Source organism: Mycobacteroides sp. CBMA 271 (assembly GCF_009729205.1).
In the GTDB taxonomy this organism is placed as follows: Bacteria; Actinomycetota; Actinomycetes; order Mycobacteriales; family Mycobacteriaceae; genus Mycobacterium.
The window spans coordinates 1029966-1053134 of sequence record NZ_VTHB01000001.1 but is presented as its reverse complement, the minus strand read 5'-3'; the positions used below and the strand labels follow the sequence as shown (position 1 = coordinate 1053134).

The 23169-nt window shown below is 65.6% G+C and carries 23 protein-coding genes and 1 pseudogene; 13 read left to right on the top strand and 11 right to left on the bottom strand.

All coding sequences use genetic code 11. The annotated features are described in order from the left end of the window. Positions 1 to 402 precede the first annotated feature (402 nt). On the top strand, positions 403 to 867 hold the full coding sequence (locus FZI91_RS05325) for a transglycosylase family protein (protein ID WP_162525498.1): 465 nt from the start codon (positions 403 to 405) through the stop codon (positions 865 to 867). Here FZI91_RS05325 and FZI91_RS05320 read toward each other — a convergent pair. Beyond that, positions 864 to 1688, bottom strand: a complete 825-nt coding sequence (locus tag FZI91_RS05320; RefSeq protein ID WP_155937597.1) for an isocitrate lyase/phosphoenolpyruvate mutase family protein — start codon at positions 1686 to 1688, stop codon at positions 864 to 866. The two genes, FZI91_RS05325 and FZI91_RS05320, sit on opposite strands and share 4 nt — an antisense overlap. 18 nt (positions 1689 to 1706) lie before the next feature. On the opposite strand from FZI91_RS05320, the gene deoC reads away from it, so the two are divergent. Continuing rightward, entirely contained in the window at positions 1707 to 2411 is a 705-nt protein-coding gene (gene deoC, locus FZI91_RS05315; protein WP_155937596.1) for a deoxyribose-phosphate aldolase, read from the top strand. Here the strand turns inward: deoC and FZI91_RS05310 are convergent. Genes FZI91_RS05310 through FZI91_RS05300 form a run of 3 tightly spaced genes read right to left on the bottom strand, consistent with a single transcriptional unit; the run spans position 2408 to position 4958 of the window. Continuing rightward, positions 2408 to 3361 (bottom strand): DUF2993 domain-containing protein, encoded by a 954-nt coding sequence (locus FZI91_RS05310; RefSeq protein WP_162525497.1) that lies wholly within the window; start codon positions 3359 to 3361, stop codon positions 2408 to 2410. The genes deoC and FZI91_RS05310 overlap by 4 nt on opposite strands. A gap of 15 nt (positions 3362 to 3376) precedes the next feature. Continuing rightward, positions 3377 to 4165, bottom strand: a complete 789-nt coding sequence (locus FZI91_RS05305; RefSeq protein ID WP_155937595.1) for a carbon-nitrogen hydrolase family protein — start codon at positions 4163 to 4165, stop codon at positions 3377 to 3379. A 10-nt stretch (positions 4166 to 4175) separates the two neighbouring features. After that, positions 4176 to 4958, bottom strand: coding sequence for a class I SAM-dependent methyltransferase (locus FZI91_RS05300; protein WP_162525496.1), 783 nt, complete (start codon positions 4956 to 4958; stop codon positions 4176 to 4178). Between the two features lie 128 nt (positions 4959 to 5086). Here FZI91_RS05300 and FZI91_RS05295 point away from each other — a divergent pair, with 128 nt between their 5' ends. The 3 genes from FZI91_RS05295 to FZI91_RS05285 are packed head-to-tail and all read left to right on the top strand — an operon-like array spanning position 5087 to position 8479. Continuing rightward, the gene (locus tag FZI91_RS05295; protein WP_162525501.1) at positions 5087 to 5545 is read left to right on the top strand and encodes a lipoprotein LpqH; all 459 of its coding nucleotides are present in this window, start codon (positions 5087 to 5089) and stop codon (positions 5543 to 5545) included. A 58-nt stretch (positions 5546 to 5603) separates the two neighbouring features. Continuing rightward, positions 5604 to 7289, top strand: a complete 1686-nt coding sequence (locus tag FZI91_RS05290) for a hypothetical protein (protein ID WP_162526670.1) — start codon at positions 5604 to 5606, stop codon at positions 7287 to 7289. Beyond that, the gene (locus FZI91_RS05285) at positions 7280 to 8479 is read left to right on the top strand and encodes a CHAT domain-containing protein (protein WP_155937594.1); all 1200 of its coding nucleotides are present in this window, start codon (positions 7280 to 7282) and stop codon (positions 8477 to 8479) included. Before FZI91_RS05290 ends, FZI91_RS05285 begins: the two co-directional genes overlap by 10 nt. A 1-nt stretch (position 8480) precedes the next feature. On the opposite strand, the gene FZI91_RS05280 is transcribed toward FZI91_RS05285, so the two are convergent. After that, on the bottom strand, positions 8481 to 8918 hold the full coding sequence (locus FZI91_RS05280; RefSeq protein WP_162526672.1) for a hypothetical protein: 438 nt from the start codon (positions 8916 to 8918) through the stop codon (positions 8481 to 8483). Between the two features lie 67 nt (positions 8919 to 8985). Here FZI91_RS05280 and FZI91_RS05275 point away from each other — a divergent pair, with 67 nt between their 5' ends. After that, positions 8986 to 10311, top strand: coding sequence for a hypothetical protein (locus FZI91_RS05275; RefSeq protein WP_162526673.1), 1326 nt, complete (start codon positions 8986 to 8988; stop codon positions 10309 to 10311). Then, positions 10308 to 11387 carry a hypothetical protein gene (locus FZI91_RS05270; RefSeq protein ID WP_155937592.1) on the top strand — a complete coding sequence of 360 codons (1080 nt, stop codon included), beginning with the start codon at positions 10308 to 10310 and terminating at the stop codon, positions 11385 to 11387. Before FZI91_RS05275 ends, FZI91_RS05270 begins: the two co-directional genes overlap by 4 nt. Here FZI91_RS05270 and FZI91_RS05265 read toward each other — a convergent pair. Both FZI91_RS05265 and FZI91_RS05260 read right to left on the bottom strand, forming a co-directional pair. After that, the gene (locus FZI91_RS05265; protein ID WP_155937591.1) at positions 11384 to 11899 is read right to left on the bottom strand and encodes a DUF2505 domain-containing protein; all 516 of its coding nucleotides are present in this window, start codon (positions 11897 to 11899) and stop codon (positions 11384 to 11386) included. The two genes, FZI91_RS05270 and FZI91_RS05265, sit on opposite strands and share 4 nt — an antisense overlap. Before the next feature lie 10 nt (positions 11900 to 11909). Further along, the gene (locus FZI91_RS05260) at positions 11910 to 12413 is read right to left on the bottom strand and encodes a DUF2505 domain-containing protein (RefSeq protein ID WP_155937590.1); all 504 of its coding nucleotides are present in this window, start codon (positions 12411 to 12413) and stop codon (positions 11910 to 11912) included. A 26-nt stretch (positions 12414 to 12439) separates the two neighbouring features. Between FZI91_RS05260 and FZI91_RS05255 the strand changes: the two genes are divergently transcribed. Then, positions 12440 to 13531: a UDP-N-acetylmuramate dehydrogenase gene (locus tag FZI91_RS05255; RefSeq protein WP_162526674.1), complete on the top strand. Its 1092-nt coding sequence runs from the start codon at positions 12440 to 12442 to the stop codon at positions 13529 to 13531. Here the strand turns inward: FZI91_RS05255 and FZI91_RS05250 are convergent. Continuing rightward, positions 13439 to 14726, bottom strand: a pseudogene (locus FZI91_RS05250) (MFS transporter); the annotation flags it as partial. The gene FZI91_RS05255 and the pseudogene FZI91_RS05250 sit on opposite strands and share 93 nt — an antisense overlap. An 86-nt stretch (positions 14727 to 14812) precedes the next feature. On the opposite strand from FZI91_RS05250, the gene FZI91_RS05245 reads away from it, so the two are divergent. Continuing rightward, on the top strand, positions 14813 to 15250 hold the full coding sequence (locus FZI91_RS05245; protein ID WP_155937588.1) for a helix-turn-helix domain-containing protein: 438 nt from the start codon (positions 14813 to 14815) through the stop codon (positions 15248 to 15250). Here FZI91_RS05245 and FZI91_RS05240 read toward each other — a convergent pair. After that, positions 15247 to 16488: a serine hydrolase domain-containing protein gene (locus FZI91_RS05240; protein ID WP_155937587.1), complete on the bottom strand. Its 1242-nt coding sequence runs from the start codon at positions 16486 to 16488 to the stop codon at positions 15247 to 15249. The genes FZI91_RS05245 and FZI91_RS05240 overlap by 4 nt on opposite strands. 56 nt (positions 16489 to 16544) lie before the next feature. Between FZI91_RS05240 and FZI91_RS05235 the strand changes: the two genes are divergently transcribed. Together FZI91_RS05235 and FZI91_RS05230 are read left to right on the top strand one after the other, a co-directional pair. After that, positions 16545 to 16988, top strand: a complete 444-nt coding sequence (locus tag FZI91_RS05235) for a hypothetical protein (RefSeq protein ID WP_155937586.1) — start codon at positions 16545 to 16547, stop codon at positions 16986 to 16988. A gap of 101 nt (positions 16989 to 17089) precedes the next feature. Further along, on the top strand, positions 17090 to 18454 hold the full coding sequence (locus FZI91_RS05230) for an Ig-like domain-containing protein (RefSeq protein WP_162526676.1): 1365 nt from the start codon (positions 17090 to 17092) through the stop codon (positions 18452 to 18454). Between the two features lie 22 nt (positions 18455 to 18476). Here FZI91_RS05230 and FZI91_RS05225 read toward each other — a convergent pair whose 3' ends face one another. Next, the gene (locus FZI91_RS05225; RefSeq protein ID WP_155937585.1) at positions 18477 to 19226 is read right to left on the bottom strand and encodes an SDR family NAD(P)-dependent oxidoreductase; all 750 of its coding nucleotides are present in this window, start codon (positions 19224 to 19226) and stop codon (positions 18477 to 18479) included. A gap of 303 nt (positions 19227 to 19529) precedes the next feature. On the opposite strand from FZI91_RS05225, the gene FZI91_RS05220 reads away from it, so the two are divergent. After that, positions 19530 to 20768, top strand: a complete 1239-nt coding sequence (locus FZI91_RS05220; RefSeq protein WP_155937584.1) for an ROK family transcriptional regulator — start codon at positions 19530 to 19532, stop codon at positions 20766 to 20768. 123 nt (positions 20769 to 20891) lie between these two features. After that, a complete protein-coding gene (locus tag FZI91_RS05215) occupies positions 20892 to 21608 on the top strand; it encodes a TetR/AcrR family transcriptional regulator (protein ID WP_162526677.1) in 717 nt (238 codons plus the stop codon). An 87-nt stretch (positions 21609 to 21695) separates the two neighbouring features. Here the strand turns inward: FZI91_RS05215 and FZI91_RS05210 are convergent, their stop codons facing one another. After that, entirely contained in the window at positions 21696 to 23168 is a 1473-nt protein-coding gene (locus FZI91_RS05210; protein WP_155937582.1) for a cytochrome P450, read from the bottom strand. Position 23169 lies beyond the last annotated feature (1 nt).

Sequence of the window (23169 nt, the reverse complement as noted above, 5' to 3'; positions counted from 1 at the left end):
AGGGCGTGGACGCTCCTCGCATACCGAGCTGCGATTAACGCGCGAAGCTTCGGCGCCACACCGACGTTCGGCATGCATGGAGCGCTAAGCCCGGTGGCCGTCTGGCGCCGCTTCGAGACGACGGGCAAATTGCGCTGTGACGTCCGTCAATTGCGCGCGGGAATTACAAATATGTAATTCTGCCGAGACCAGCGGTTTATCTCGGTGTTATTGGCGGAGGTAAGAAATCACTAAAGCCCCAGGCGGCCCTCTGGCAACTTTTCTTACCATTCTCCGCTTGCGTAACGCACACCTCGTGAGTAACGATTACAACAGTGATCACAATCTGATCACGACCGGCGTGGCAGGTGGTGCATTGCGCAGCACGTGACCTCGTCGGCGGCAGAGGATCGGGGTGCTGACATGAAGGTCGTCATGGACAGGGCGCGCTGGGTACGTGACAGACGTGCGGTGTGCCTGATTGTCAACGTGCTGTTCGTGATGTCACTGTCGATGACGGCGAGCGTTGCATCGGCCGATTCCGTGAATTGGGATGCAATCGCCGAATGCGAATCCGGCGGAAACTGGAACGCAAACACCGGAAATGGTTTCTACGGCGGCCTGCAATTCAAGCCGTCGACTTGGGCATCCCACGGTGGTGTCGGAAATCCGGCCGAAGCCTCACGCGAACAACAAATTGCCGTCGCCGAGAATGTTCTGCAGTCGCAGGGCATCCAGGCCTGGCCCGAATGCGGCGGTGGCGGCTCAGGCCCGATGACGGGCGGGCGCTCCGGATGCCAGTTCGTCCCCGGCGGCAGCATCCTCGGAATCCTCAACTTCAGGCAGATGTGCAGCGGAATCGCGGGCCTGATCCCCCCTACGGGCTAGCCGAGCGGGAAGAGTGCATTCGCATCGCCGTACGGAATCGCCTGATTCGCGAATCCAAAGGTGCCCTGGTGTGCAATTTCTCGCGCGCCGTTGACGAATGCCCCAAGCGCCGCGCGTGCCATCGCAGATCCGAGACTGATCCGGCGCACACCCCACTGCGCGATCTCTGCGACCGAGTGATTCAGCACGAATCCCGCGGCCAACAGATTCACCGGGCGATCGACCGCCGCGCAGACGGCGCGGACGGCGTCGGCATCGGGCAGGCCCGGCGCGTACACCACGTCGGCGCCCGCCTCGGCGTACGCGGTCAGCCGGGCGATGGTGTCCGCCAGGTCCGGTCGGCCGTAGAGGAAGTTCTCGGCGCGGGCCGTCAGCGTGAACGGGAAAGGCAGATCGCGTGCCGTGTGTACCGCGGCGGTAATGCGGTCCACCGCCTCAGCTAGCGGGAAGATGGGTGCCTCGGGACGCCCGGTGGCGTCTTCGATCGACCCGCCGACCAGTCCCGAAGCGGCCGCCTCGCGGATGGTCATGGCGATGTCGCCGATGGCGGGGCCGCCGTTCTCCAGGTCGGCCGACACCGGTAGGTGGGTGGCCGCCGCGATCTGGGCGGCGTTGGCCACTGTCTCGTGCGGACTCACCAAATTGGCGCCATCGCGCCGGCCCAACGCAAAGGCCAGACCGGCGCTGGTGGTGGCCAATGCGGAGAAACCGAACCCCGTCAGGATGCGGGCGGTTCCGGCGTCCCATGGGTTGGGGACCACGAACGTCCCGGATTGATGAAGAGCCGCGAACGCCACCGCGCGCTCATGCTGGGAGGTCATGTATGCGACGCTAGCCCTATGACGGAGCCCATGACGGAATCGGCAGGCACACCGGCGGTTTGGCCCACGCGTGGGGAAGTGGCCGCGCTCGTCGACCACACCCTGCTCAAGCCCGAAGCGACCCCGGCGGATGTGCGCGCCCTGATCGCGGAGGCTGCCGATCTCGGAGTGCTCGCGGTGTGTGTATCGCCCTCGATGCTCCCGGTGGACGCCACGGGGCTGGTCGTCGCGGCGGTGGTGGGATTCCCGTCGGGAAAGCATCTTTCGTCCATCAAGGCACACGAGGCGGCGCTGGCGGTGGCTGCGGGGGCGTCCGAGATCGACATGGTCATCGACGTGGGTGCCGCGGTCGCCGGTGATTTCACGGCGGTGCAGGCCGATATTGAGTCGGTCCGGCGTGCGGTGCCGTCGGCGACCCTCAAGGTCATCATCGAGTCGGCGGCGCTGTTCGAGCATTCCGGTGCCGATGCCATCCGTGCGGCATGTCGCGCCAGCGAGGCCGCCGGGGCCGATTTTGTGAAGACCTCCACGGGATTTCACCCGTGTGGGGGAGCGACGACGGAGGCAGTGCGGATCATGGCCGAGACCGTGGGAGATCGCCTGCAGGTCAAGGCGAGCGGCGGAATTCGGACCGCGCAGGACGCCGCCGCCATGCTTGACGCCGGCGCGACCCGCCTCGGCCTATCGGGCAGCCGGGCGGTGCTCGACGGCTTCCGGCACTAGTACGACAGGTTCTGCAGGCAGGGCTCGGTCGACGGCTTCATCGGCTGATCGGTGCTCGACAGCTTCACCGAGATGCCGTCGTTGGTCACCTTCACCTCTTGGGCCTTGAGGCCCATGGGGTACTCGCCGACGAGCCCCTTGGAGAAGGTGTCGAGAGCCGGCTGCACGATCTCGCGGGGCAGCCCGATGAACGCGCTCACATTCTCTGACTGCAGGGTCACCATGCCATTTTCGATGACGGGTTTGGTGGTGATGCTTGCCAACCCGCCCAAGGCCTTCAACGTGACCTCACCCGTTGATTCGCTGGTGGTGACGTTGTCGACCATCGAGCCCAGCGATCCGGGGACGAGCGCCCGGGCACTCTCGGTGATGCCGGTGGTCGGCCAGGTCACCTCGACGTCGAGGCGCCCGATGGTGCCCATTGAGTCGGCGGTCTTCTTCAGGGAGACGTCGCTCACCGTGATGGCCACCGTCATCTTCTTGGCCTGCGCGATCTGATTGCCCGCGGTCTTGATCGTGAGCTTGTCGACGTGATCGCCCAAGTACTGGAGCACCAGCGGCATGGGACCGAAGGACGCGGTGGCGCCGTCCTGGATCAGGCACGAGGTGGCGGCATTCACCTCGCTGCTGGTCCGCTTGCGTGCGTACAGCTCGATGCCCAAGACCGCTGCCAGGAATACCGCGACCACGATGACGGCGATGAGTACCAGCGACTTGTAGTCGCGGCCCTTCTGCGGTCCGGCGGGCTGGGCTGGCACGCCCGACGACGATGATGGTGGCTCGACCGGAGGCGGGGTCGTGGGTGTTGTGACGGGGTTCTGCTGCGTCGGTGCCTGCGCAGCCGGCTCATATGCCTGCGACGGATCCTGCGGGGCCGGCTGTGGCCACGGCGAAGGCTCGGGAGGTGTCGATCCGGGCGGGCCGAGCGGCGGCTGAGGCGGTGTCGTCACCCGCGCGATTGTGCCCTATTCGGCTGAGGACGCGTTAAGTACCGGCAAGATTTTGCGGGTCTCGGCGACCGCGTCCAGGTGTAGATCCGCCACGATCAGCTCTGGGTCTGGTCCCGCCTGGGCAATGAGCTCGCCGGTCGGTGAGACCAGCAGGCTGCCGCCGATCCCCGTCGGCGCCCTACTGGCCGGGGTTTCCAGGGCGGGCAGGGCCTGACCGGCGGCGGCGATGAAGCTCGTTGAGTCGGCTGCCCGCGCCCGTGCGAGCAGTGTCCACTGGTCCCACTTGCCGGTGCCCGCGCCCCATGAGGCGCTTACCGTGATCACCTGCGCCCCGCTGCGCGCCAGATCCGCGTACAGGCCGGGGAAGCGGATGTCGTAGCACGTGGTGAGCCCGACGGCGACGCCGTCGACGGTGATGAGCACCTGCTCGGTCCCGGGTGCGACGGTGGCCGATTCCTGGAAGCCGAACGCGTCGTAGAGGTTGATCTTGTTGTAGTGGGAGTCCACGCCCGGGCCGGTGGCCAGCAGCGTGTTGTACACCCGTCCGTCGGCGGCCGGGGTGAACATCCCGGCGACGACGGTGATGGCGGCTTCCTGTGCGGTCTTGCGGACCCCGTCGGCCCACGGGCCGTCCAGTGGTTCGGCGACGGGGCCCAGCGGTACGCCGAACCTGCACATGGTGGCTTCCGGAAAGACGACCAGCGTGGCGCCCTGCGCGGCGGCATCGCGCACCGTGGCCTCGACTGTCGCCAGGTTCTCGGCGGGATCGGCGGTGCTGCTGATCTGTGCCAACACTATCCGCATGCACCCAAGCCTAGGCCAGCGGAGCCACCGCTGACCATGGAGTTGTCAAGATGCAGTCACGAACCTGCCGTCGCTGCTGTTCGACGGGAAAGCCGTTGTCACGCAGTGATTTCAACATCATGCGCCAGCGCACCCTGGGGCCGAATACGCCGTGCGGTGCCGCTGCCGCCCAGCATCTGTCGGCTCCGGCGAGTAGATCGTGGATCGGTTGGCCCGGAACATTGTGGTGGATAAGGGCTTTCGGTAACCTCTCGGCCAGATCTGACGGCGTGGCGATATCAAATGGATCGCACGCCAAGGTGAGTGTGCGGGGTCCGGAGGCGTCCAGCAGCAGCCACGCGCACCGCCGTCCCAACTCGTCGCAGGTGCCGTCCATGAGGAGTCCGCCGGGTGCCAGTCGGGCCGTCATGGCCGCCCAAGCGTCCGCCACGTCTGACTCCGGATACTGGCGCAACACATTGAAGGCGCGCACCAGAACCGGTGTGAGACCCGCCAACTCGAACCCGCCGAGGCCGAACTGGACGCCATCGCGAGCCGGAACCACGCGCTGTGGGTCGATCTCCAATCCCACTACCCGGATGTCGGGCCGCACGGTCCGCAGTCGCGAGGCCAGCTCCAGGGTGGTGGTGGGCATGGCGCCGTAGCCCAGGTCCACCACCAGGGGATCGGCGGCGTCCAGGAGCGCCGCACGTGCCTCGTCGCGATGCACCAACCAGCGGTCACTGCGGCGCAGGCGGTTTATCCCGGTGGTGCCGCGGGTGATGGTCCCATGAGGTCGGGGTGCGGGTGCCACATCTCCATGGTGCCTGGACGGCCACTGCCTGCGGTAATCGGGACTTCTTGGGATCGGTAGTGGATCGGTCCCACTTCACTTGAGCCATGACGGAGCCATCCGGGCGACGGACAACGAAGGGACGAATGATGAACCGAGTGATCGTGGGCGCCATGGGACTTCTCGCCGCCGGTGCGGTGGCGGTCGGCTGCTCGACCGACAAGCCGAGCGCCTCGCAGGTGAGCTCTGGCAGCAATGCCGAGGTCAAGGTGGATGGCAAGGATCTGGCCGGCCTGGACCTGAAGTCGGTGACCTGCGTCAAGCAGGGCGGCAAGATCAACGTGGCCAGCGCCGGTATCAACGGCCAGCAGGGCCTAGGTGTCGTAATGACCGACGCGACGCCGCCCAAGGTGGAGTCGCTGGGCCTGGTGTACGACGGCGCCGCTCTGGCGGTCAGCAGCGGCATGGGGGCCAGCGTCGGCTCGGCCGATGTCAAGGTTGATGGGAAGACGTACACCATCAGCGGTGAGGCCGCCGGAGCCGATGTCAAGAATCCGATGGCCGGGATGATCACCAAGTCGTTCACCATCAAGGTGAGCTGCGGCTGACACAACCAATAGCGGCGGGCGCGCACACTGCGCGCCCGCCGCTTCTTAGTATGCGGAGGTGACGATCATCGGCGACCTGGAGCGCGCCCGTCACTTGGTCTTGGCCGCCAGGGAAGAGGCCGCCAAGGAAATCCTGCTGTCGCTGCTGACACAGGCCCAGGAGGCGGACCGCGACGATCTCGCGTGCGAGGTGTTGGCTCAGCTTGCCGAGGTTTACCTCGTGCGTACCGCATACGACGGTGTGGTGGAAGGCATCCGGCGCGTCCGGGACTGCGTGGGCATCTACACCGAGATCCGATCGGGTAGGCGACCCGACCTTGCCTCGCAGGTCACCATGTCCGATGGCGAGATCGACCACCTGATCTGCCGATACACCCGTCGCGCGGAGTTCCTGGCTGCTGGATTGGCCGCGGCCAACGGTGATCACGACGGCGCCGCCGTGCATCTGCGGGCTTTGATCGAAACCGCGAGTGACTTTGAGGATTTGGCCGCCGAGCACCGCGGCCTCGTCTGCCACGCTCGGATTCTGATGGCCAGGGGTCTGTGCGATGACGACATGTTCGCGGACTCGGTTCCGCTGTGGGCCGAGATCCTCGACCTGCTTGAGGAGTATGCGCGGGAGGGGAGTTCCGAGTCCGATCACCTGTTTGTCAACGGTGCACTCTCCTATGGGCGATTCTGTGTCGAGACCGGCCGGCTGGAGGAAGCCGAACCATGGCTGCGGCGGGCCGAAGCGCGAGCCGGGGCGCGAGACTGGCAGTTGGCTGGTGCCCGTGCGCAGTTGGAACGTGCCGCGGCCCGGTGGGCCGACGGCGATATCGCCGAAACTCAGAGGCTGGTCCACCAGGCATACCCGGCGATCGCCGAACATATCCGGGCGCATGACGTGTCCCGCAGCTGGCTCTACTTCGGCTTGATCCGGCTCCGGATGGGTGCGCTCGACGAGGCGGACGAATGTTGGGGACATGCGGAGCGGCATTGGCGTGAGATCGAGAAGCCACTACATATTCATCGAATCCTGTTACAACGCAGCTGGATTGCCCTTATTCGGGGTGACTTCGCCGCCGCGACCGAGAAGGTGGCGCAGGCCCGGGAACTGCTGGACTCCTATCCGCGGCACAGTTGGCTGCAGTACGCCCGCCTGGACGATCAGCTGGGCAATATCTGGCGAGCCGATGCGCTGGCCGAGCTGGGGTTCGATGCCGAGACCGGGACGGTGGACTACACCGAGGACAGTCCCGGGTACCGGAGTGCCATGTCCAAGCTTGAACGGGCTGTCGAGCTCAAGGTGCCCGCGGCATTGGCCGTTGATGCGGTGCGTTATGCGATTGCCGACGCCGGCGCGAGGATGCGCTGGGCCAGGTGCGTATCGGCGCCACTGCTGGCCGGTGCCTTCGCGGTGGCGCGCGAAAGCGAGGATACGGCGCTGGTCAGCGAGCTTGTCGAATACCACAGCGCGCGAGGCGCTTTCACTGCCGATCCGGCCTATCAGGAGAACGCTCCGTTGGTGGGCGCGTGGGCGGCAACCGCTACCGCGGCCGTTCCCGTTGAGGGCGAACTGGCGCTCGTCGCCGCCGCGCCACCGGTGCAGGCGGATGGCGGGCTCACCCGACTCGGGCCACTGCCGCCCCTGCGGATGGACCCGACCGGCGATCCGATCATGAGCCGCTACCGGGAGCTGGCTCGCCAACGGTACGGCCGCGAGGTCACCGCCGTCGACGAGGAGTGGTCGACATGGCCGTGACGCCCACTCTGGTCTTGCGATTCGCCGATGTCGGCATCGCCACCTATGCGAGCCTGCGGGTGGTGGGGGAGCCGATGCGCACGGTCACCTGGGTGCTTGAACAGGATCCTCTGGAAAAGGCTTGCAATGCACTACATTCCGCGCTACCGGACCTGAACGGATTCGAGGCGCCGATCGACGCCATCGAACGGGCCTTGACCACAGGGGCCTTCGCAAGCCCCGAAGCCGAACTCGGGCTGGCGCGCTTGCTCGGAACCGAGCTCATGGCTGCCGACGGTTGGACACTGATAGTCGAATGTATGTCGTCGCCGCGGGCGGCCCTGTTCGTTACCCCGAGTCCGCGACTGGCTCGGGTCCCGTGGGGGCAGCTGGCTATGCCGGGGCAGGACGGCGTTCGGCTGATGGAACTGGTCGATGTCCTGATGGCGGTGCCGCCGAACATCGTTAATGCGCCGCGGCGGCCTGCGCGGTGGGCCGATCGTCAGCACGGTCCGGCGGTGCTGCTACTGGACCCGCGGATTCCCGGACAGCGGCCGGATTCGGCGTTGGGGTCGGTGCTGGGCCGTCCTGCGTCAGATGCCCTGCTGACCCGTCATTTCGGCGAACTGATGGAGCAGCATCGGGTGCTGCCCGCGGTCGGCGTGCCGGTCGAGCTGTTCCGCCGCACCGATACCGACCGCCGCTGGCTGGCCGGGGCGTGTGCGCAGGACCCGGCCCGGCTGCTCTACGTGGGGCACGCAAGCGCCGCGGAGGGCGCCGTCGGCCATGCCGAGCGAGCCGCCCTGCACCTGGCCGAGGATCATCCGCTAACGGCAGCGGACATGATGGCGACCCGTCTTCCGAGTCCGCCGCGGGTCGCGTTGTTGGCCTGCTCCTCGGGCGGGGACTACCGCTTCGACGAAGCCACCGGGCTGGCTGCGGCAATGATCCTGGGCGGAGCCGAGCTGATAACCGCCACCCTGTGGTCTCTGCCGACGACCGAGGCTTACCGGCAATTTGCTTCTTATGCAAGCGATCCCATGTCCGAGACAATCATGGCGGTCGATCTTGCGCACCGCGACGAGGATGCCGGCCGCGCGGTGAACCGCTGGCAACGGGCCCAGCTGCGGCGCTGGCGTGACGGCGACCGGTCGGCCAGCCCGTTGCATTGGGCGGCGCTGGTCAGCTTCGCTGTCGACGGGGCCCGCTGAATCAGCTGGTGCGCACGCGCACCGCGATGATGCTGTCGTCACCGGGACGGTAGTAGGCGTCGATCACGCTGCCCGGAGCTATCTTTGGTAGCGCGGACGCGGGTATGACCGCGGTTTCGCGGGCGGGGAACTGGCCGCCACCCGGCCTGCGCACCATGAGGTCCAGCTGGATCTCATGGCCGGATCCGGTGGGGCTCAACCCGGTGATCACGCCGCTGGAGCGGGTACCCGCACCGATTACCGCGTGATGAGCCCCGGTCAAGAGCCGCTTGCGGATCAGGAGATTGTCGAATTCGGTCACGAGTTCCGCGATGGTCACGAGACGCTCGTCGGCCTCGTCATCGGGGTGAACCGGTGCGTGCCGGTGACCCGGCCATAGGGCGGGATGTCCGCCAAAGACCCTGGCAAGGGTGGGAAACAGTCCGATGGTCATGTTCACAGCGTCGACCCGGCCAGACGCTACCGAACCCAACTTTTGACGGCGCGTCGACGATTACCCTGGTGAGGTGAGCACCGGGTCCGCAACATCCCAGGCCGCCGCTGCGGTGGGATCGGTGGTGCCCCGGCGCGCGGTGATCGATAGGGCGTGGCGCGCAATAGGCCCCGGGGTCGAGGTGCTCAGTGCCGAGGACGGCGGACCGTTGCGCAGGACCGTGAAGCGGATCCTCGACCCGCTGGTGTTGCGGTTACGTAGCAATGCCGCCTTCTCGGCACCGGTACTGGCCCCCGGGGTGGCCGCTGACGTACACGAGGCGATTGTTGGAAACGGCCCGCAGCTACGGGCCGCGGCAGATTGGTTCGTAGTGCTGAAGGCCGAGCGCCGTAGGCAGCGGATCACCTCAGGGAACGCTCAGGAGTTGTATTTCCCGGTGTGTTTCGAACTGGCGGTCACTAAAGGTGTTCCCCAGGTTGAGGATCAGCCTGCCGTTGCGGTGCTGCTGCGCGATTTGCACCGCGACCGCGACCGCACTGCGATTGAGGTACTCAACCATCATGTCGAGGATGCCGCCGTGCTGGCCAAACTCGCCCGACAGCGCGACCGAAGTTGGCGCGATGTGCGACCGGCCGATACTATAACGGGCCCCTTCTTCACCGGTCTGACAACGGTTCTCGGTGCCGCGCACAGCCATAGTGAACAGGCCGCGCGCCAACGGGTGTGGTCGGTGCTGGTCGCCGATGCGACTCCATACAACCTCGGCGCTAAGGTGCGGTCAGCGGCCGACCTGCCGTGGTCCATTGTCGGCATCGGGATGAGTTCCGTTGAGCCGCAAAAGCCTCCGGCCATTGACGGTGACACCGACGGCGAGCGTCCACTCGATCGCAGCGTGGTCGACCGGGTGCGGGCGACGCTGCGCCGGGCGCTGGACCGCGACGAGCTGCCCGACGTTCCGATGTTGTGCGCCGAGGAAGTCGATCGGGCTTGTGCCCCATGGGGTCTGATGAGCGAGGACAAGCAGGCCGCGCTGCTCGCCGGGGTCGAGGTGGCGACAGACCTGAATCCCCTGGGGGGCTCGGTGACACCTCGATATGAGCTGTCGGCCCGCGTTCAGGCCCGCCTGGCCAAGGAGGCGTACGTGTTGCATGCCCGGCGTTATCTCACCGCCGGTGTGGCGGTTGATCCTCGCCAACAACGGGTTGTCGACGAGCTGGGTACGTTCGCGCGGCCCTACCTGAGTCGGCTGTGGGCCAGATTGCACGGTCGAGACGTCTGGCAGGAATCGTGCACGGACGTCGACGAGCTGCGTTCTCTGCTGGAAGGGGTGGCACGCTCGGTGAGCCTGGACCACCGCCAACAGATCAAGGCCATGCTGGAATTGCAGGTCGCGCGATGATGCTGATCAACGAATCAGGTTTGTGGGCAACGGGTCCTGTACCGGCCCCGGTCACGGCGGTGGCCGTTCTCGAGATCAGCGGTGCAGTGTTGTCCTGGCCCATCGACGATCCGTCGCATCCACCGGTGCTGGTGTTCACCGATGTGGCGCGGGCCGATTGGATGTGGCGCGTGCTGGGTGAGGCCGGACATGTCACCGTTGTCGAGGCGTTGCGCGATGCCGATCCGGCAGCTGTGATCGAGCTGCCGTCGGTGTCGGTGCTGCCCGGGTCGACGGATTCCTTGCGGCGGTTGGCGTTGGGCCATTGGCTGCGGCGGTGGTGGCCCGCCAGCAGCCGCGACGGCATCACCGCGCTGGACCGGTCGGTGCTCGACGCCGAGCTCGCGGTGCTGACCGCGGCGGCCGAGGACTACTTCACCGACGACACCCTGGACGCCGATGTGGCCGGGCTGCTGGCACTCCACGGCGCGGCACTGGGTGCTCATCGTGACCAGCGAGTGGAGGCGCTCGGGGCACGATGCCACGACCTGGCCGACGAGTATGGGCTCCGGTGGGATGCGCCGGGCGTCGTAGCCGCGCGGCGCGAGGATTACGCGCTGGTCGCCGGTGCCGGCGACGAGCCACCGTCGCCGGGCACAATCGCCGCGGGTGCGGTGACCATCGCCTGGTCGGACGTGCCGCCGGGGATCTTCGATGCTGCCGAAGACAATCTCGACTGGGTAATCGTGGCCGAGGATGCGGCGGTCGCTGTCCGGGTGCGGGCGGCGGTATCCGGTCCGGATTCGGCCGCGGGTATCCCGGTCGCGTTGCGCTGCAGTATGTTTCGTGGATTTGGCGTGTTGGATTCCGATGGTGCTGCAGTGCTGCCAGTGTTCGACGTCGACGGTCGGCCCGCCGCGGAGGAGCAGGCCTGGAATACCGACTGGTCGGCGACGCGGGTCAGCGTGGGTGCCGGGGGAGCGGCCGAGTCGAGCGAATTGCGCGATCGGGTCCGGACATTCGCACGCGCCCGGCTGACCGCACCTGCTGCCGACGCGTTCCTCGCGGAGCTGCTGGCCGCCGAATCGGACTACTAGTGGTGCTTGGAGATCCAGTCGGCGATAAAACCTTCCTCCACCCGGTACAGGTCGTTGACGTGGTACAGGATCAGGTCTTCGAGCTTGCCGCCGATGAACGGGATATACACCTTGCACGTGCTGGACAGTCGCAGCTGTGACCCCTGATCGGTATCGGACAGCTTGCACACTCCGGTGAAGGACCCCGGTCCGGCGGGCACCGACGCGCCGTAGCTACCCATCACGGCGCCTTTGGCCTGATCGAAGGGGTCGAAATGCTGCACCCGGGTGATAACCATGTCGGTGAGCATCACCTTTTGCGCGATCGGTGGCAGGTAGATGCGCGGCAGGTTCTGCTTCACCACCACGTCGATACCGCGCTCGCTGACGGTGAAGGTATGAATCTCCGAGACCGGGGTGATCCATCCGTACGCCGACATCAGGGTTTCCCAATAATCCCGGCTCGAGAAGTCTTGGTAGACCTTCTCGGCCGGAGCACTGAAGTTCACCGTGAAGATCGAGCGCCTGGACATCTGATCCAGGTTAGCCGTGGCTGGCGATCCACCCCGAGGTAAAACGCTGTTCGGCCGACAACAGGTCCATGAGTTTCCCGCCGACGAAGCCCTCGATCTTGCCACCGACCAGCGGGATCTTGACCTCGACGCTGATCTTCAGGTCCAGCCGCGATCCCTTATCGGTGGTATGTAGCCGGGACGTGCCGGACAGGGCGACGGGCGCGCCCGCGATCGAGCCCATCACGGTGCCGTCGGAGGCGCCCCCGGCGATCGGGCTCCATTTCTCGGTGCGAACAATCTGCAGGTCACCCCGGTGAAACTGCGACACGATGCCGGGCAGCCGGTCGCTGCGCAGCACCTGTGTGGTGACGATCTCGATGGCGCCGCCCTCGGATGTCAAGGAATCCAATGTCGCGGTGTCCGCACCCGAATCGGCCAGTCGTTTGTTCCAGTAGGCCTCGTCGGCGAAGGCCGCGTGGACTCGCTCGGCGGCGACGGAGTACTCCACTGACAGGTCAAATGAGCGGGCCATGGGTGGCAAGGCTACCGTTACGGCCCGTGGGCTTGCCTGGAACAACGCGCGCGGAGATCGAGGACCTCGGTGCCGTTGTGACCGACGATGCTCCGCTTGCCGCGTTGACGACGTTGCGGCTGGGGCCGGTGGCGTCGACGCTCATTCGCTGCGACAGCAGTGCTCAAGTGGTGGGCGCATTGGCGGCGCTCGACGGACATTCCACGCTGCTGCTCGCCGGTGGCTCGAATGTAGTGCTGGCCGACGATCTTCCGGACCTCGCGGTGGTGCACATTGCCTCCGCCGGTGTCACGGTGGACGGGCCGATTCTGCGCGCGGACGCGGGGGCCAATTGGGATGAGGTGGTGGCGCTCTCGATGCGGGCGGGTCTCGGTGGACTGGAATGCCTCTCGGGAATCCCCGGGACCGCCGGCGCCACGCCCGTGCAGAACGTGGGCGCCTACGGCGTCGAGGTCGCCTCGCTGCTGCGACGCGTCCGCGTGCTGGACCGGGCGACCGGGGTGGTGCGCTGGTATGAGCCCGGGGAGTTGGGATTCGGCTATCGCACAAGCCTTTTCAAGGGCGCCGATGCGCGCGTGGTGTTGGAGGTCGAGTTCGGCTTGACCGCCGACGGGCTCAGCTCGCCGATCCGCTACCCGGAGTTGGCCAAGGAGCTTGGGGTGACGCAAGGGGACCGTACCGACGCGCTGGCGGTCCGTGAGGCGGTGCTTGTTCTACGGCGGCGCAAGGGCATGGTGCTCGACGCATCCGACCACGACACCTGGAGCGTTGGCTCATTCTTCACCAATCCCGTTATTGCCCAGAGAGATCTGGATGGCGTCCGGGCGCGTGTGCATGGTCGATTGGGGCCTGATGTCGCGGTGCCGCAGTATCCGGCCCAGGACGGGGTGAAGCTCTCAGCGGGCTGGCTGGTAGAACGGGCAGGGTTCGTCAAGGGTTACCCGGGGGAACGGTCGGCGGTGCGGGTATCGACGAAACACGCACTGGCGCTGACGCATCGCGGGGGCGGAAGCACCGGCGAATTGCTCAGACTCGCTCGGACCGTGCGCGACGGGGTGCTGGACGCCTTCGGGGTTCGGTTGGTCCCTGAGCCGGTATTGGTGGGCTGCTCGCTGTAATTGCTGATGAGGCGCGTCGCCGGGGTGCGCCCGCCATACCCGAGCGGGTGCTGTTTCCGATCCAATAGCCCAGTGCGCCAAGGCTGATGGTGGCTCCGAGCAGGCACACTGCGGTCCATCCGTGGGCCGAGTACACCCATGTCGATGCGATGGCGCCGGTGGCGCTCCCGATGGAATAGAACGTCATGTACGCGGCCGTCAGACGCCCATGGAGTTCGGTGTCCAGGCGGTAAATCAGGCTTTGGTTCGCCACATGCACCGACTGCAGGCCGAAGTCAATGATCACGACCGCGACGGCCAGCCCGAGCAGGGACCAGGGCAGGGTGGCCGCGAATGCCCAGGCGGCCAGCATCAACGTCAGGCCGATGCCGGTCACCCGGCGAGCATGACCCCTGTCGCACCACGACCCGGCTTTGAACGCGCCCAGCGCGCCCGCGGCTCCGGCCAGGCCGAACAATCCGACTTCGGTGTGCGACAGACGATATGGAGCTGACGTCAGAGGTAGCACCATGGGCGTCAGCAGTACGGTGATGGCGGCGAAGATGAGCATCGCGATGATGGCCCGGGAACGCAGCACTGGCTCATCACGCAGGAGTCGTAGCGTCGAGACGAGCAGCCGGCGGTAGGGCAGCGTGTTGTGGGCAGGACCGGATTTCGGCAGGGCGCGTGCCAGTAGCGCGGCCATGAAGACCGTGGCAACGGCGGCCACCACATATACCGATCGCCACCCGAGTAGGTCGGTGAGTGCGCCGGATACCGTGCGTGCCAACAGGATTCCGCTGATGATTCCGCCGGTCACGATGCCGACGGCCCATCCCTGCCGCTGCGGCGCGGCATGCGCGGCGGTGTAGGTGACCATCACCTGGGTCACCACTGCGAGTGCGCCCACCATCGTGATGCTCAGCAGGAACGTCCACGCGTTCGGCGATATCGCCGTGGCAATCAACGATGCCCCCAACAGCAGCGTCTGTCCGATGATGAGCCGGCGCTGGTCCATAACGTCGCCGAGGGGCACGATGAGCAGCAATCCGCCGGCGTATCCGACTTGGGTGACGGTGAGCACGACGCCGACTTGTGCCGTGGGCAAGGCGAATTGATCGCCGATGGTGTCGAGGAGTGGTTGAGAAAAGTAGATGGTCGCTACCGCGAGCCCGCTGGCAATCGAGAACAAGACGATGACGGGTCTGGTCAGCACGCGAGCTCCTGAGTAGCATTGGTTTCACTTCGCAACCATTCGAGGATGCCACGAATGGTTTCATAATGCAACCGAAGGGGTTGACGATGGTAGGTCGCGCCGGTCACGCGGAATCGAGTTGCACGTTGGCCAGGCCGCTCGGTGAGGTCGGGGACGGCTGGTCACTGCTGATCGTTCGTGACGCGTTCGACGGACTCCGCAGGTTCGGGGAGTTTCAGAAGAGTCTCGGGCTCGCGAAGAACATCTTGGCGTCCCGCCTGGGGACGTTGGTGGACAACGACATCCTGGAGATGGTCCCCGCCGGAGCCCGCCACGAATACCAGCTGACGGATAAGGGGCGAGGCTTGTTCCCGGTCCTCGTTGCGCTGCGGCAGTGGAGCGACGAATTCTGTTTCGCCCCAGGGGAGCCGCGCGCCACTCTCGTCGATCGCGAGGCATCTCGTCCGCTGCGACGGTTCGAATTACGTGCGGCCGACGGGCGGCAGCTGACCCCGGCGGAGACGACCGTTATCGACGGTGGCTAGTCCTGTGCAAGCCAGAATCCGCCGCAGTCCCGGTACCCCAGGCTGCGATAGGCGGCGTTGATCAAAGACTGCGCTCGGGAGTCGACGACGATGGCGGTGCCCTGTTTGGTCATGGTGTAGCCGAAGGACATTCGTGCACCCGGGTCCGCGAAACCTGCCGATCCACCCATGCCGCAATGCCCAAATGCGCCCGGCGCCAGAATGAGGCTGCTGCCCGCGCCCAATGCGCGGTTGTCGATGCCGGTGTGAAATCCCAGCGTCCAGCGCGTGGGGACACCGATGGTTGCGTCGATCGCAGAGGCCGAAGTCACCTGCGCCATCTGCACAATCTGCGCCCTGTCGAGGAGGCGTACCCCGTCGACGCTGCCGTCGAGCGCCAAGGGGCGGTACATGGTGGCTAGCCCGAGACCGTTGGAGAGGCCGTTGACCGCGGGGATTTCGGCGGCATGAAACTCGCGGGTATTGATCTGGCGCTCCGCGGTGGCTGTCGGGAGCAGGAAGCCACCGGAGTTGAGCACGATCATTCCGGGGATCGACGTCGGATCGGTGAGGGCCGTGCGGAAGAAGGCGGGGAGCTGCTCCAGATCGGCCGGGATGTCGGCGGCGATGGACTGCGCGACGCGATGCTCCTCGTCCTCGGGTAGGCCGATCCAGACGTCGGCGCCGAGCGGCTCCGCGACGGTCTCGCGGAAGTACTGACCCAGGGTCTGCCCGGTAATCCGGCGGACCACCTCCCCGACGAGATGCCCGATGGTCAGTGCGTGATAGCCCGAACGGGTGCCCGGTTCCCACAGTGGTTCCTGCGCCGCGAGCAGGCCGACGATCAGGTCCCAGTCGGCGTACCCCTTGTCGGGCAGCGTTTCTCGTATCGCGGCCAGGCCCGCTTGATGGTTGAGCAGCATGCGCACGGGGATATCCGCCTTGCCGTTCTGGGCGAATTCCGGCCAATAGGTTGCCACCGGGGCATCGAAGTCCAGCTGGCCTCGGTCGGCGAGGACGTGGGCCGACAGCGCCGTGGCGCCCTTGGTGCAGGAGTAGACCGGCACGATGGTGGCCGCGGACCAGGGGGTGCCGGCCTCGTCGGCGGATCCACCCCACAGCTCGACGACGACCTCACCGTCCACCATCACGCAGACCGCGGCGCCCAATTCGCCGCGCTCGACGAAATTTCGTTCGAACTCCTCGCGCACCTGGCCGAACCGTGCATCACAGGAGCCCGAGATGAGATTCGCCGCCATGGAATGACCGTACGGTCGACTACCGTTCACGTGTCGCGAAAACGTAAGGAGCGCGCATGCGGATCGGATTCCTGGCACTACTGGTGTGGGTGGGCATGCTCGCCGCGCCGCTCGCCGTGGCAGATCCGGGCGCGACGTCAGTGGATCCGGCATCGTCGGAGGGAATCGCCGTCCTGGCACCCGCGATCGCGGATGTGACGGTGCAGCTGGGGAAGCCTGCTCGTTTGGATGTGCGCAGCCTCAAGGCCGCCGAAGGCTGGGCATTTGTCTGGTCGGCGATGCAGGAGCCCGATGGCAGCCCAATTGACTACACCGGGACTCCCTTTGCCGGAGCCGCGGCCAATGGCGGTATGTCAAAGAAATACGTAGCCCTGATGCACCAGGACGGCCAGGGCTGGGTCCTCGTCGACAAGCGAGTTGGCCCGAGTGACATCGCGTGGGCGGGGTGGGGCGAGCAGTACGGAGCGCCCTCCGCGATCTTCGAGATCCCCGTCTACTAGATCTCACATTCGGGCAAAACAGCACGTCCCCGCGGGATCAGTCGAGTGATCTTGGTTGGCCCGGGCGAACCTGTCCGGCGCGGGCCGTATCGTAGGTTGTCGTGGAGTCCCTCAGGCCAGATCTCGGCGATGCGCTGACGCGGCGACGCGCGCTCACGATTCTGGGCCTGACGGTGCCTGCCGTTGCTGCGGCCTGCTCGACGGTCGGCTCGAATCAGCCGGCGGAGCCCCCTGCGCCAGGGCCCAGCCTCACCTTCACGCCCGACGACAAGGCCAAGGACGTCAACCCAACCGCGCCGGTCGGCGTAACCGTCTCGAACGGTTGGTTCCAGGACGTGAATCTGGTGAACGCCGACGGCAAGGTTGTCGCCGGGACACTCAGCCGTGATCAGACGAGGTTCCGCACCGCCGAGCCCCTCGGGTTCGATGTGAAGTACACCTGGAAGGGCTCGGTCGTTGGCCTGGACGGTAAGGCCGTCGCGGTTACTGGCTCATTCACCACCTTGGTGCCGACGGCGAAGGTCAATGGGCAGTTCCAGCTCGCCGACGGACAGACGGTGGGTATTGCGGCCCCGGTGATCCTTCAGTTCGACGCTCATATTGCCGATAAGGCCTCGGTGGAGAAGAAGTTGAGCATCACCTGCGATCCGCCCACCGAAGGTGGCTGGGCCTGGCTGCCCGACGAGGCCCAGGGTTCGCGGGTGCATTGGCGTTCGCGCGAGTACTTCAAGGCCGGCACCAAGGTTGATGTTAAGGCCAATCTATACGGAATTCCGTTCGGGGACAAAGCATTCGGTAATGAAGACATGTCTCTGCAGTTCCAGGTGGGGCGCCGCCAGGTTGTGTACGCCGATGCTCCGAGTCACCGTATTCGGGTAACCACCGACGAGGGCACCATCCTGGACCTGCCCTGCAGCTACGGCGAGGGTGACCTGCCGCGCAACGTCACTCGCAGCGGCATTCACGTGGTGACCGAGAAGTACGAGGACTTTTGGATGTCCAACCCCGCGGCCGGCTACTCTAATGTGCACGAGCGCTTTGCGGTGCGAATTTCCAACAATGGCGAATTCATCCATGCCAACCCGAATACCGTTGGGCAGCAGGGCAGTACCAACGTCACTAACGGATGCGTCAACCTATCGCTCGGTGATGCCGAGTCCTACTTCCGTACCGCGATGTACGGCGATCCCGTCGAGGTGACCGGCACCTCGATTGAGCTCTCCTACGCCGACGGCGATCTGTGGGACTGGGTGGTGGACTGGCCGACTTGGCAGTCGATGTCGGCGCTTCCGCCGAACCCGCAGGAACGCACCAGTACGTCGACGCCGACGACCTCGTCCATTCCGACCACGGTCCCGTTGACTCCGTCGGGTGCGCCGACGCTCTCGGGGACACCGACATCCGCCCCGTTGACTCCGTCGGGCGCTCCTTCGCTTTCGGGTACGCCGACGACCACGCGTCGATAGGCCCAGCCCCGGGCTCGACCTTTTACCCGCGCGTCGCCCGGCGGGTGGACGACGCCTGATCCCGCGGCTTGACGACGATCTGATCCAGATTGACGTGCGGGGGCCGCGATGCCACGAACGCGATGATCTCGGCGATGTCCTCGGCGATCAGCGGCGTAATGCCCTGGTACACGGCATCGGCGCGATCTTGGTCGCCGTCGAATCGCACGACCGAGAATTCCGTTTCCACCGCACCCGGCGCGACCTCGGTGAGCCGCACCGGCTTTCCGAGAAGCTCACCGCGCAGGGTGCGGTGCAGCGCGGCCTGCGCGTGCTTGGCCGACGTGTATCCGCTTCCGCCGTCGTAGACGTCGAGCGCGGCGATGGAGGTGACGGTGACGATGAGTCCGTCGCCGGAGGCAATCAGTTTGGGCAGCAGGGCTCGGGTGACCTGCAGGGTGCCCACCACGTTGGTCTCCCACATCCAGCGCCAATGCTCCAGGTCGGCCTCTAGTACCGACTCCAGCCCCCATGCGCCGCCCGCGTTGTTGACCAGCACATCCACGTTGTCCAGGCTCTGCGCAAGGGCCGCAACCGAATCGGCGTCGGTGACATCGAGCACAACCGCGGTGCCCCCGATTTCCTTGGCCAGGGCGTTGACGCGGTCCTCCCGCCTTGCCGCGACTATGACGTGAAACCCAAGGGCGGCAAGTGATTTAGCGGTAGCTTCGCCGATTCCGGAGCTGGCGCCGGTAACGACCGCGACCCGGCCGTCGAACGTGGGATTGGTCATGGACGCCACTGTAGTCAGGTACCGGTGCTGGGCTGCCACTAGGAAATTGACTCGTGGGGATGCTAAATTGCGCCTGTGTCCATCAAGCGTGCCGCCGACCCCCAGGTCACTTTCGTGATCGCGGGTATTGGTTCCCGGCTGCCGCTGGCTCGTGAACTGTGTTGTCGCTGCGTCTGTCGCTGCGCCTAATTTCTGCACGTCTTTTCTGACGTCTCGGGCGTGGTATCGCCCCAGTTCACAATGCCAATAGCCCTATCCAGCCCTACAATTATTTGGGCTGACCTCCGCAAAAGGACGCATCTCATGACTTCTCCGGCTCGCCGCCCGCTTTCCCGCCACCAGATCCACCCGCCCGCCCTGTACATCGGCGATAGCGCCGCATCCTCGGTATTCCGCGCCGCCCGTGTGCGTGGACCCGTGGCCCGTGACGCAATTGCCCAGGTCACAGGCCTTTCCATCGCCACCGTCAACCGCCAGGTGACGGCCCTGCTGGACGCCGGGCTGCTACGGGAACGTGCCGACCTCGCGGTGTCCGGTGCCATCGGTCGCCCCCGGGTGCCGGTCGAGCTCAACCATGAGCCCTTCTTGACCCTGGGCATTCACATCGGTGCCCGCGCCACCAGCATCGTGGCGACCGACCTGTTCGGACGCACCCTCGACGTGGTGGAAACCCCCACGCCAAACGGCCCGCAGGGCGCCGCGCTGGCGTCGCTTGCGGGAAGCGCGCAGCGGTACCTGGCGCGTTGGCACCGGCGGCGCCCATTATGGATCGGGGTGGCCACCGGTGGTGTGGTTGACGGGCCGGCCGGAACGGTGGATCACCCTAGGCTGGGGTGGACCGAGGCCCCCGTGGGCCGGGTCTTCGCCGATGCATTGGGATTGCCGGTATCGGTGGCCTCGCACGTGGACGCCATGGCCGGAGCCGAACTGCTCTTGGGTCTAAGGCGTTTCGCGGCCCGCTCGTTGACCAGTCTGTACGTGTACTCGCGCGAGACGGTCGGTTTCGCGCTGGCCATCGACGGGCGGGTACACAGCCCGTCGAGCGGCCCGGGAACCATTGCGGCATTGCCTGTCGATTCCGAATTGCTGGGTGGCAGCGGTAAATTGGAGACCACGGTCAGCGACGAGGCGGTACTGGCCGCCGCGCGCAAGCTGCGGATCGTGCCCGCCGGCGATGGTGTCACGGTAAGTGCGGTGTACAAGGCTGCGCGGTCCGGCAATGAGTCTGCGCGCCAACTGCTTTCCGAACGCGGCCGGGTGCTGGGCGAGTCCGTGGCGCTATTGCGCGACATCCTCAACCCCGACGAGGTGATTGTCGGAGGCCAGGCCTTCACCGAGTATCCCGAGGTGATGAACGATGTCGAGACGGCATTCTTGGATCGCTCTACGTTGTCCAAGAGGGATATTCGGGTGACGGCCTTCGGTAACCGGGTGCAGGAAGCCGGAGCCGGCGTGGTCTCCCTGGGCGGGTTGTTCGCCGACCCGTTGGGCGCGATGCGGCGGGCGTCGGCCCGTCGGGGAGAGGTTTCTGCGCTGGCCTAAGGGCCGGTGGCGGCCCGGCGTGGTATTCGACGGCATCGGGAATGCCCGCTGTGCGATGCGAGGGATTCGGCGCGCTACACCTAGTGGATCACTTGTAGTGATCTAGCGCCTATGCTGTGGCGTATGAGTAGTGGCCGGGTTCGGGGAACTCAGGCGCCGGCCTCGTCTTCTGCCGGCGACGACGGCACCGTCGTCGCCGGCTCCCCCTCGCAGAGCCGAATAGCAGTCCTCGTGCACCTGATTTCGGGGCTCGACACGCTGGAGCGCCCGCCTGAATCCTTAGATCCCTTGATCGATGCGACTGAGCGGGTGGTCAGTCGATACGGCATTCTGCGTACGTCGATGTCTGACCTCGCGCGCGAGATGAACGTTGCCCGAAGTACGTTGTACCGCCAGGTGGACTCGGTCAATGACGCACTTGTGTTGACCGCGGCGCGGGTCGTCTACCGATTTCTGGACGACCTCATTACCGCTTTGATGACTGCGGAAGCATGGTCGGATGGCTTTGTCGACGCAGTGATCAAGACGGTTTCGCTGCAGTATGACTCTCCGATAGTGCGTCGGCTGGTTAGGGATGAGCCGGAAGTACTTGGCGAGCTCACCGCTCAGGGCGCCTGGGGCACGCTGATTCGGCGATCGGGTGAAGCGGTCATTCCTATCCTTGAAGGCGCAATGGCTGTTGGACAGATGCGGCGTCTCGACCCACGCCTGGCCGGCGAGTCTTTGGCCCGTCAAGTGGTGATGATGATGTTGTCGTCACCGGAAGGTGATCTCCGGGAAACGGCGGAGTTCATGCTGGCGCCCTACTTGCCAGAGGTGCCGGTCGCGACCACCGATTAGCGGTAATTGCGGCCGGCACTATCCCTGGTCGTCGGTGCTGGAGCTGCGAGAGACGGCTCGGTGCGGTGTTGGCTTTGGGCTGGGTGGTTATCGGCGCGTGATGGTGGCGGGCACGCCGCCCTTGATGGTCACGGACTGTGTGGCCTGATGCCGTGGGGTCCAACCCGGGCGTAGGTGAATTCGGTAGCGCTGCAGTATGAGCGCCGCGAGTAGCTGGCCGTTTTGATACGCCATGGCCATGCCTACGCATTGATGGGTACCGGTACCGAAGGGGATGAACGCGGTGTTGGGCCGGGTGGTGACTTGGTCCTTGTCGAAGTGCGTGGGGTCGAAGGTCTCTGGGTTGGTCCACCAGCGTGGATCGCGGTGCAACGCGGTCATGCAGGCCCCGACCATGGTGTTTTTGGGGATGTGGAATCCCGCAAGGTCACCGTCGACCTTGGCCATGCGCGGGTTGAACGGGTGACCCTGCAACCGCTGCGCCTCATCAAAACATTGCTTGGCCCAAGATAGCTCTGGCAAATGGTCGGCCGTGGGCGTGGCACCTCCGAGCGCGTCGACCTCGTCGTAAAGGCGTTGCTGTGCAGAAGGATTGGTGGGTAACAGTGAGAACATCCAGCTGAGCACGGCGGTGACCGTGTCATAGCCCGCGACGATGATCCCAATGGAGTCGAAAATCATGTCCTTGCGGTCGAGTGGGCTCCCATCCTTCAGCCGCGCATCGACGATGGACTGGAGCAGATCTTTGCGCGGGTTGGAGCTGGCCTTGCGTTGATCGAGAATGCCCGCGACGTTCTTGATGGTGCGGAACAACGCACCGGGGAAGTTCTGCACTCCGGGGATGGGCAGTATGTTGGGCGGGCGCCGGGTCCAGGTGGCCGATGCTGCCGACGCCAGAATCTCACGAAGATCACGGTCGTAGACGGCAAGTTCTTCGTCACTTGGCGTGATGGAGAACATGTTTCGGAGAAATGCGGGAAGTAGGATCATGCCGATTTCATGTTCCAGGTCGATTTCCTGCCCGCTGGCGGCGAACCGGTCCCAGACGTCGAGGCGGCTGGTCATCTCATCGACAAACTCGTCGGCGAGGGTTGCCAGATACCTCTTGCCGAACATGGAGGTATAGAGACCGCGCCGTTCGGTGTACTCGGCGCCTTCCAGTCCGGGTAGGCCGATACCAGTCTTGTTGCGCAGAAACTGTGGATACGTGGGCATTCCCCAGGTTCCGCTGCGATCATGAAATATCTGCTTGACCAGATCCGGATGGTTGACGATGACGAAGTCATACATGGGCACCGGAATCCGGACCACGTCGCCGAACTTCTTGGTGGCATCGTGCAGGTATGTGAAGGGGTCTCGGATCAGTTGCGGTACCACGCCGAGAAGAGGCAGCCCTCTTGGCCCGGGGATGCGTCGGTCCGGACCTCCGCGCATGGTGGCTAGCGGGAACCGTGTCAGCCGGAAGATGTCCCCACGACCGGCGGCGACAGTGGTCCGTATCGCGGGATCCGGTGTGTCGGCGTGATCGGGCCAGGGGCAAGCCGAAGCTGCGGCGGTCATG

Excerpts from the sequence above, each read along its gene's own strand:
- FZI91_RS05210 (WP_155937582.1), bottom strand. The coding sequence starts at position 23,168 with ATGACCGCCGCAGCTTCGGCTTGCCCCTGGCCCGATCACGCCGACACA.
- FZI91_RS05225 (WP_155937585.1), bottom strand. The coding sequence starts at position 19,226 with ATGACCAATCCCACGTTCGACGGCCGGGTCGCGGTCGTTACCGGCGCC.
- FZI91_RS05260 (WP_155937590.1), bottom strand. The coding sequence starts at position 12,413 with ATGGCCCGCTCATTTGACCTGTCAGTGGAGTACTCCGTCGCCGCCGAG.
- FZI91_RS05245 (WP_155937588.1), top strand. The coding sequence starts at position 14,813 with ATGGTAGGTCGCGCCGGTCACGCGGAATCGAGTTGCACGTTGGCCAGG.
- FZI91_RS05285 (WP_155937594.1), top strand. The coding sequence starts at position 7,280 with ATGGCCGTGACGCCCACTCTGGTCTTGCGATTCGCCGATGTCGGCATC.
- FZI91_RS05325 (WP_162525498.1), top strand. The coding sequence starts at position 403 with ATGAAGGTCGTCATGGACAGGGCGCGCTGGGTACGTGACAGACGTGCG.
- FZI91_RS05235 (WP_155937586.1), top strand. The coding sequence starts at position 16,545 with ATGCGGATCGGATTCCTGGCACTACTGGTGTGGGTGGGCATGCTCGCC.
- FZI91_RS05270 (WP_155937592.1), top strand. The coding sequence starts at position 10,308 with ATGATGCTGATCAACGAATCAGGTTTGTGGGCAACGGGTCCTGTACCG.
- deoC (WP_155937596.1), top strand. The coding sequence starts at position 1,707 with ATGACGGAGCCCATGACGGAATCGGCAGGCACACCGGCGGTTTGGCCC.
- FZI91_RS05220 (WP_155937584.1), top strand. The coding sequence starts at position 19,530 with ATGACTTCTCCGGCTCGCCGCCCGCTTTCCCGCCACCAGATCCACCCG.
- FZI91_RS05295 (WP_162525501.1), top strand. The coding sequence starts at position 5,087 with ATGAACCGAGTGATCGTGGGCGCCATGGGACTTCTCGCCGCCGGTGCG.
- FZI91_RS05305 (WP_155937595.1), bottom strand. The coding sequence starts at position 4,165 with ATGCGGATAGTGTTGGCACAGATCAGCAGCACCGCCGATCCCGCCGAG.
- FZI91_RS05215 (WP_162526677.1), top strand. The coding sequence starts at position 20,892 with ATGAGTAGTGGCCGGGTTCGGGGAACTCAGGCGCCGGCCTCGTCTTCT.
- FZI91_RS05240 (WP_155937587.1), bottom strand. The coding sequence starts at position 16,488 with ATGGCGGCGAATCTCATCTCGGGCTCCTGTGATGCACGGTTCGGCCAG.
- FZI91_RS05320 (WP_155937597.1), bottom strand. The coding sequence starts at position 1,688 with ATGACCTCCCAGCATGAGCGCGCGGTGGCGTTCGCGGCTCTTCATCAA.
- FZI91_RS05265 (WP_155937591.1), bottom strand. The coding sequence starts at position 11,899 with ATGTCCAGGCGCTCGATCTTCACGGTGAACTTCAGTGCTCCGGCCGAG.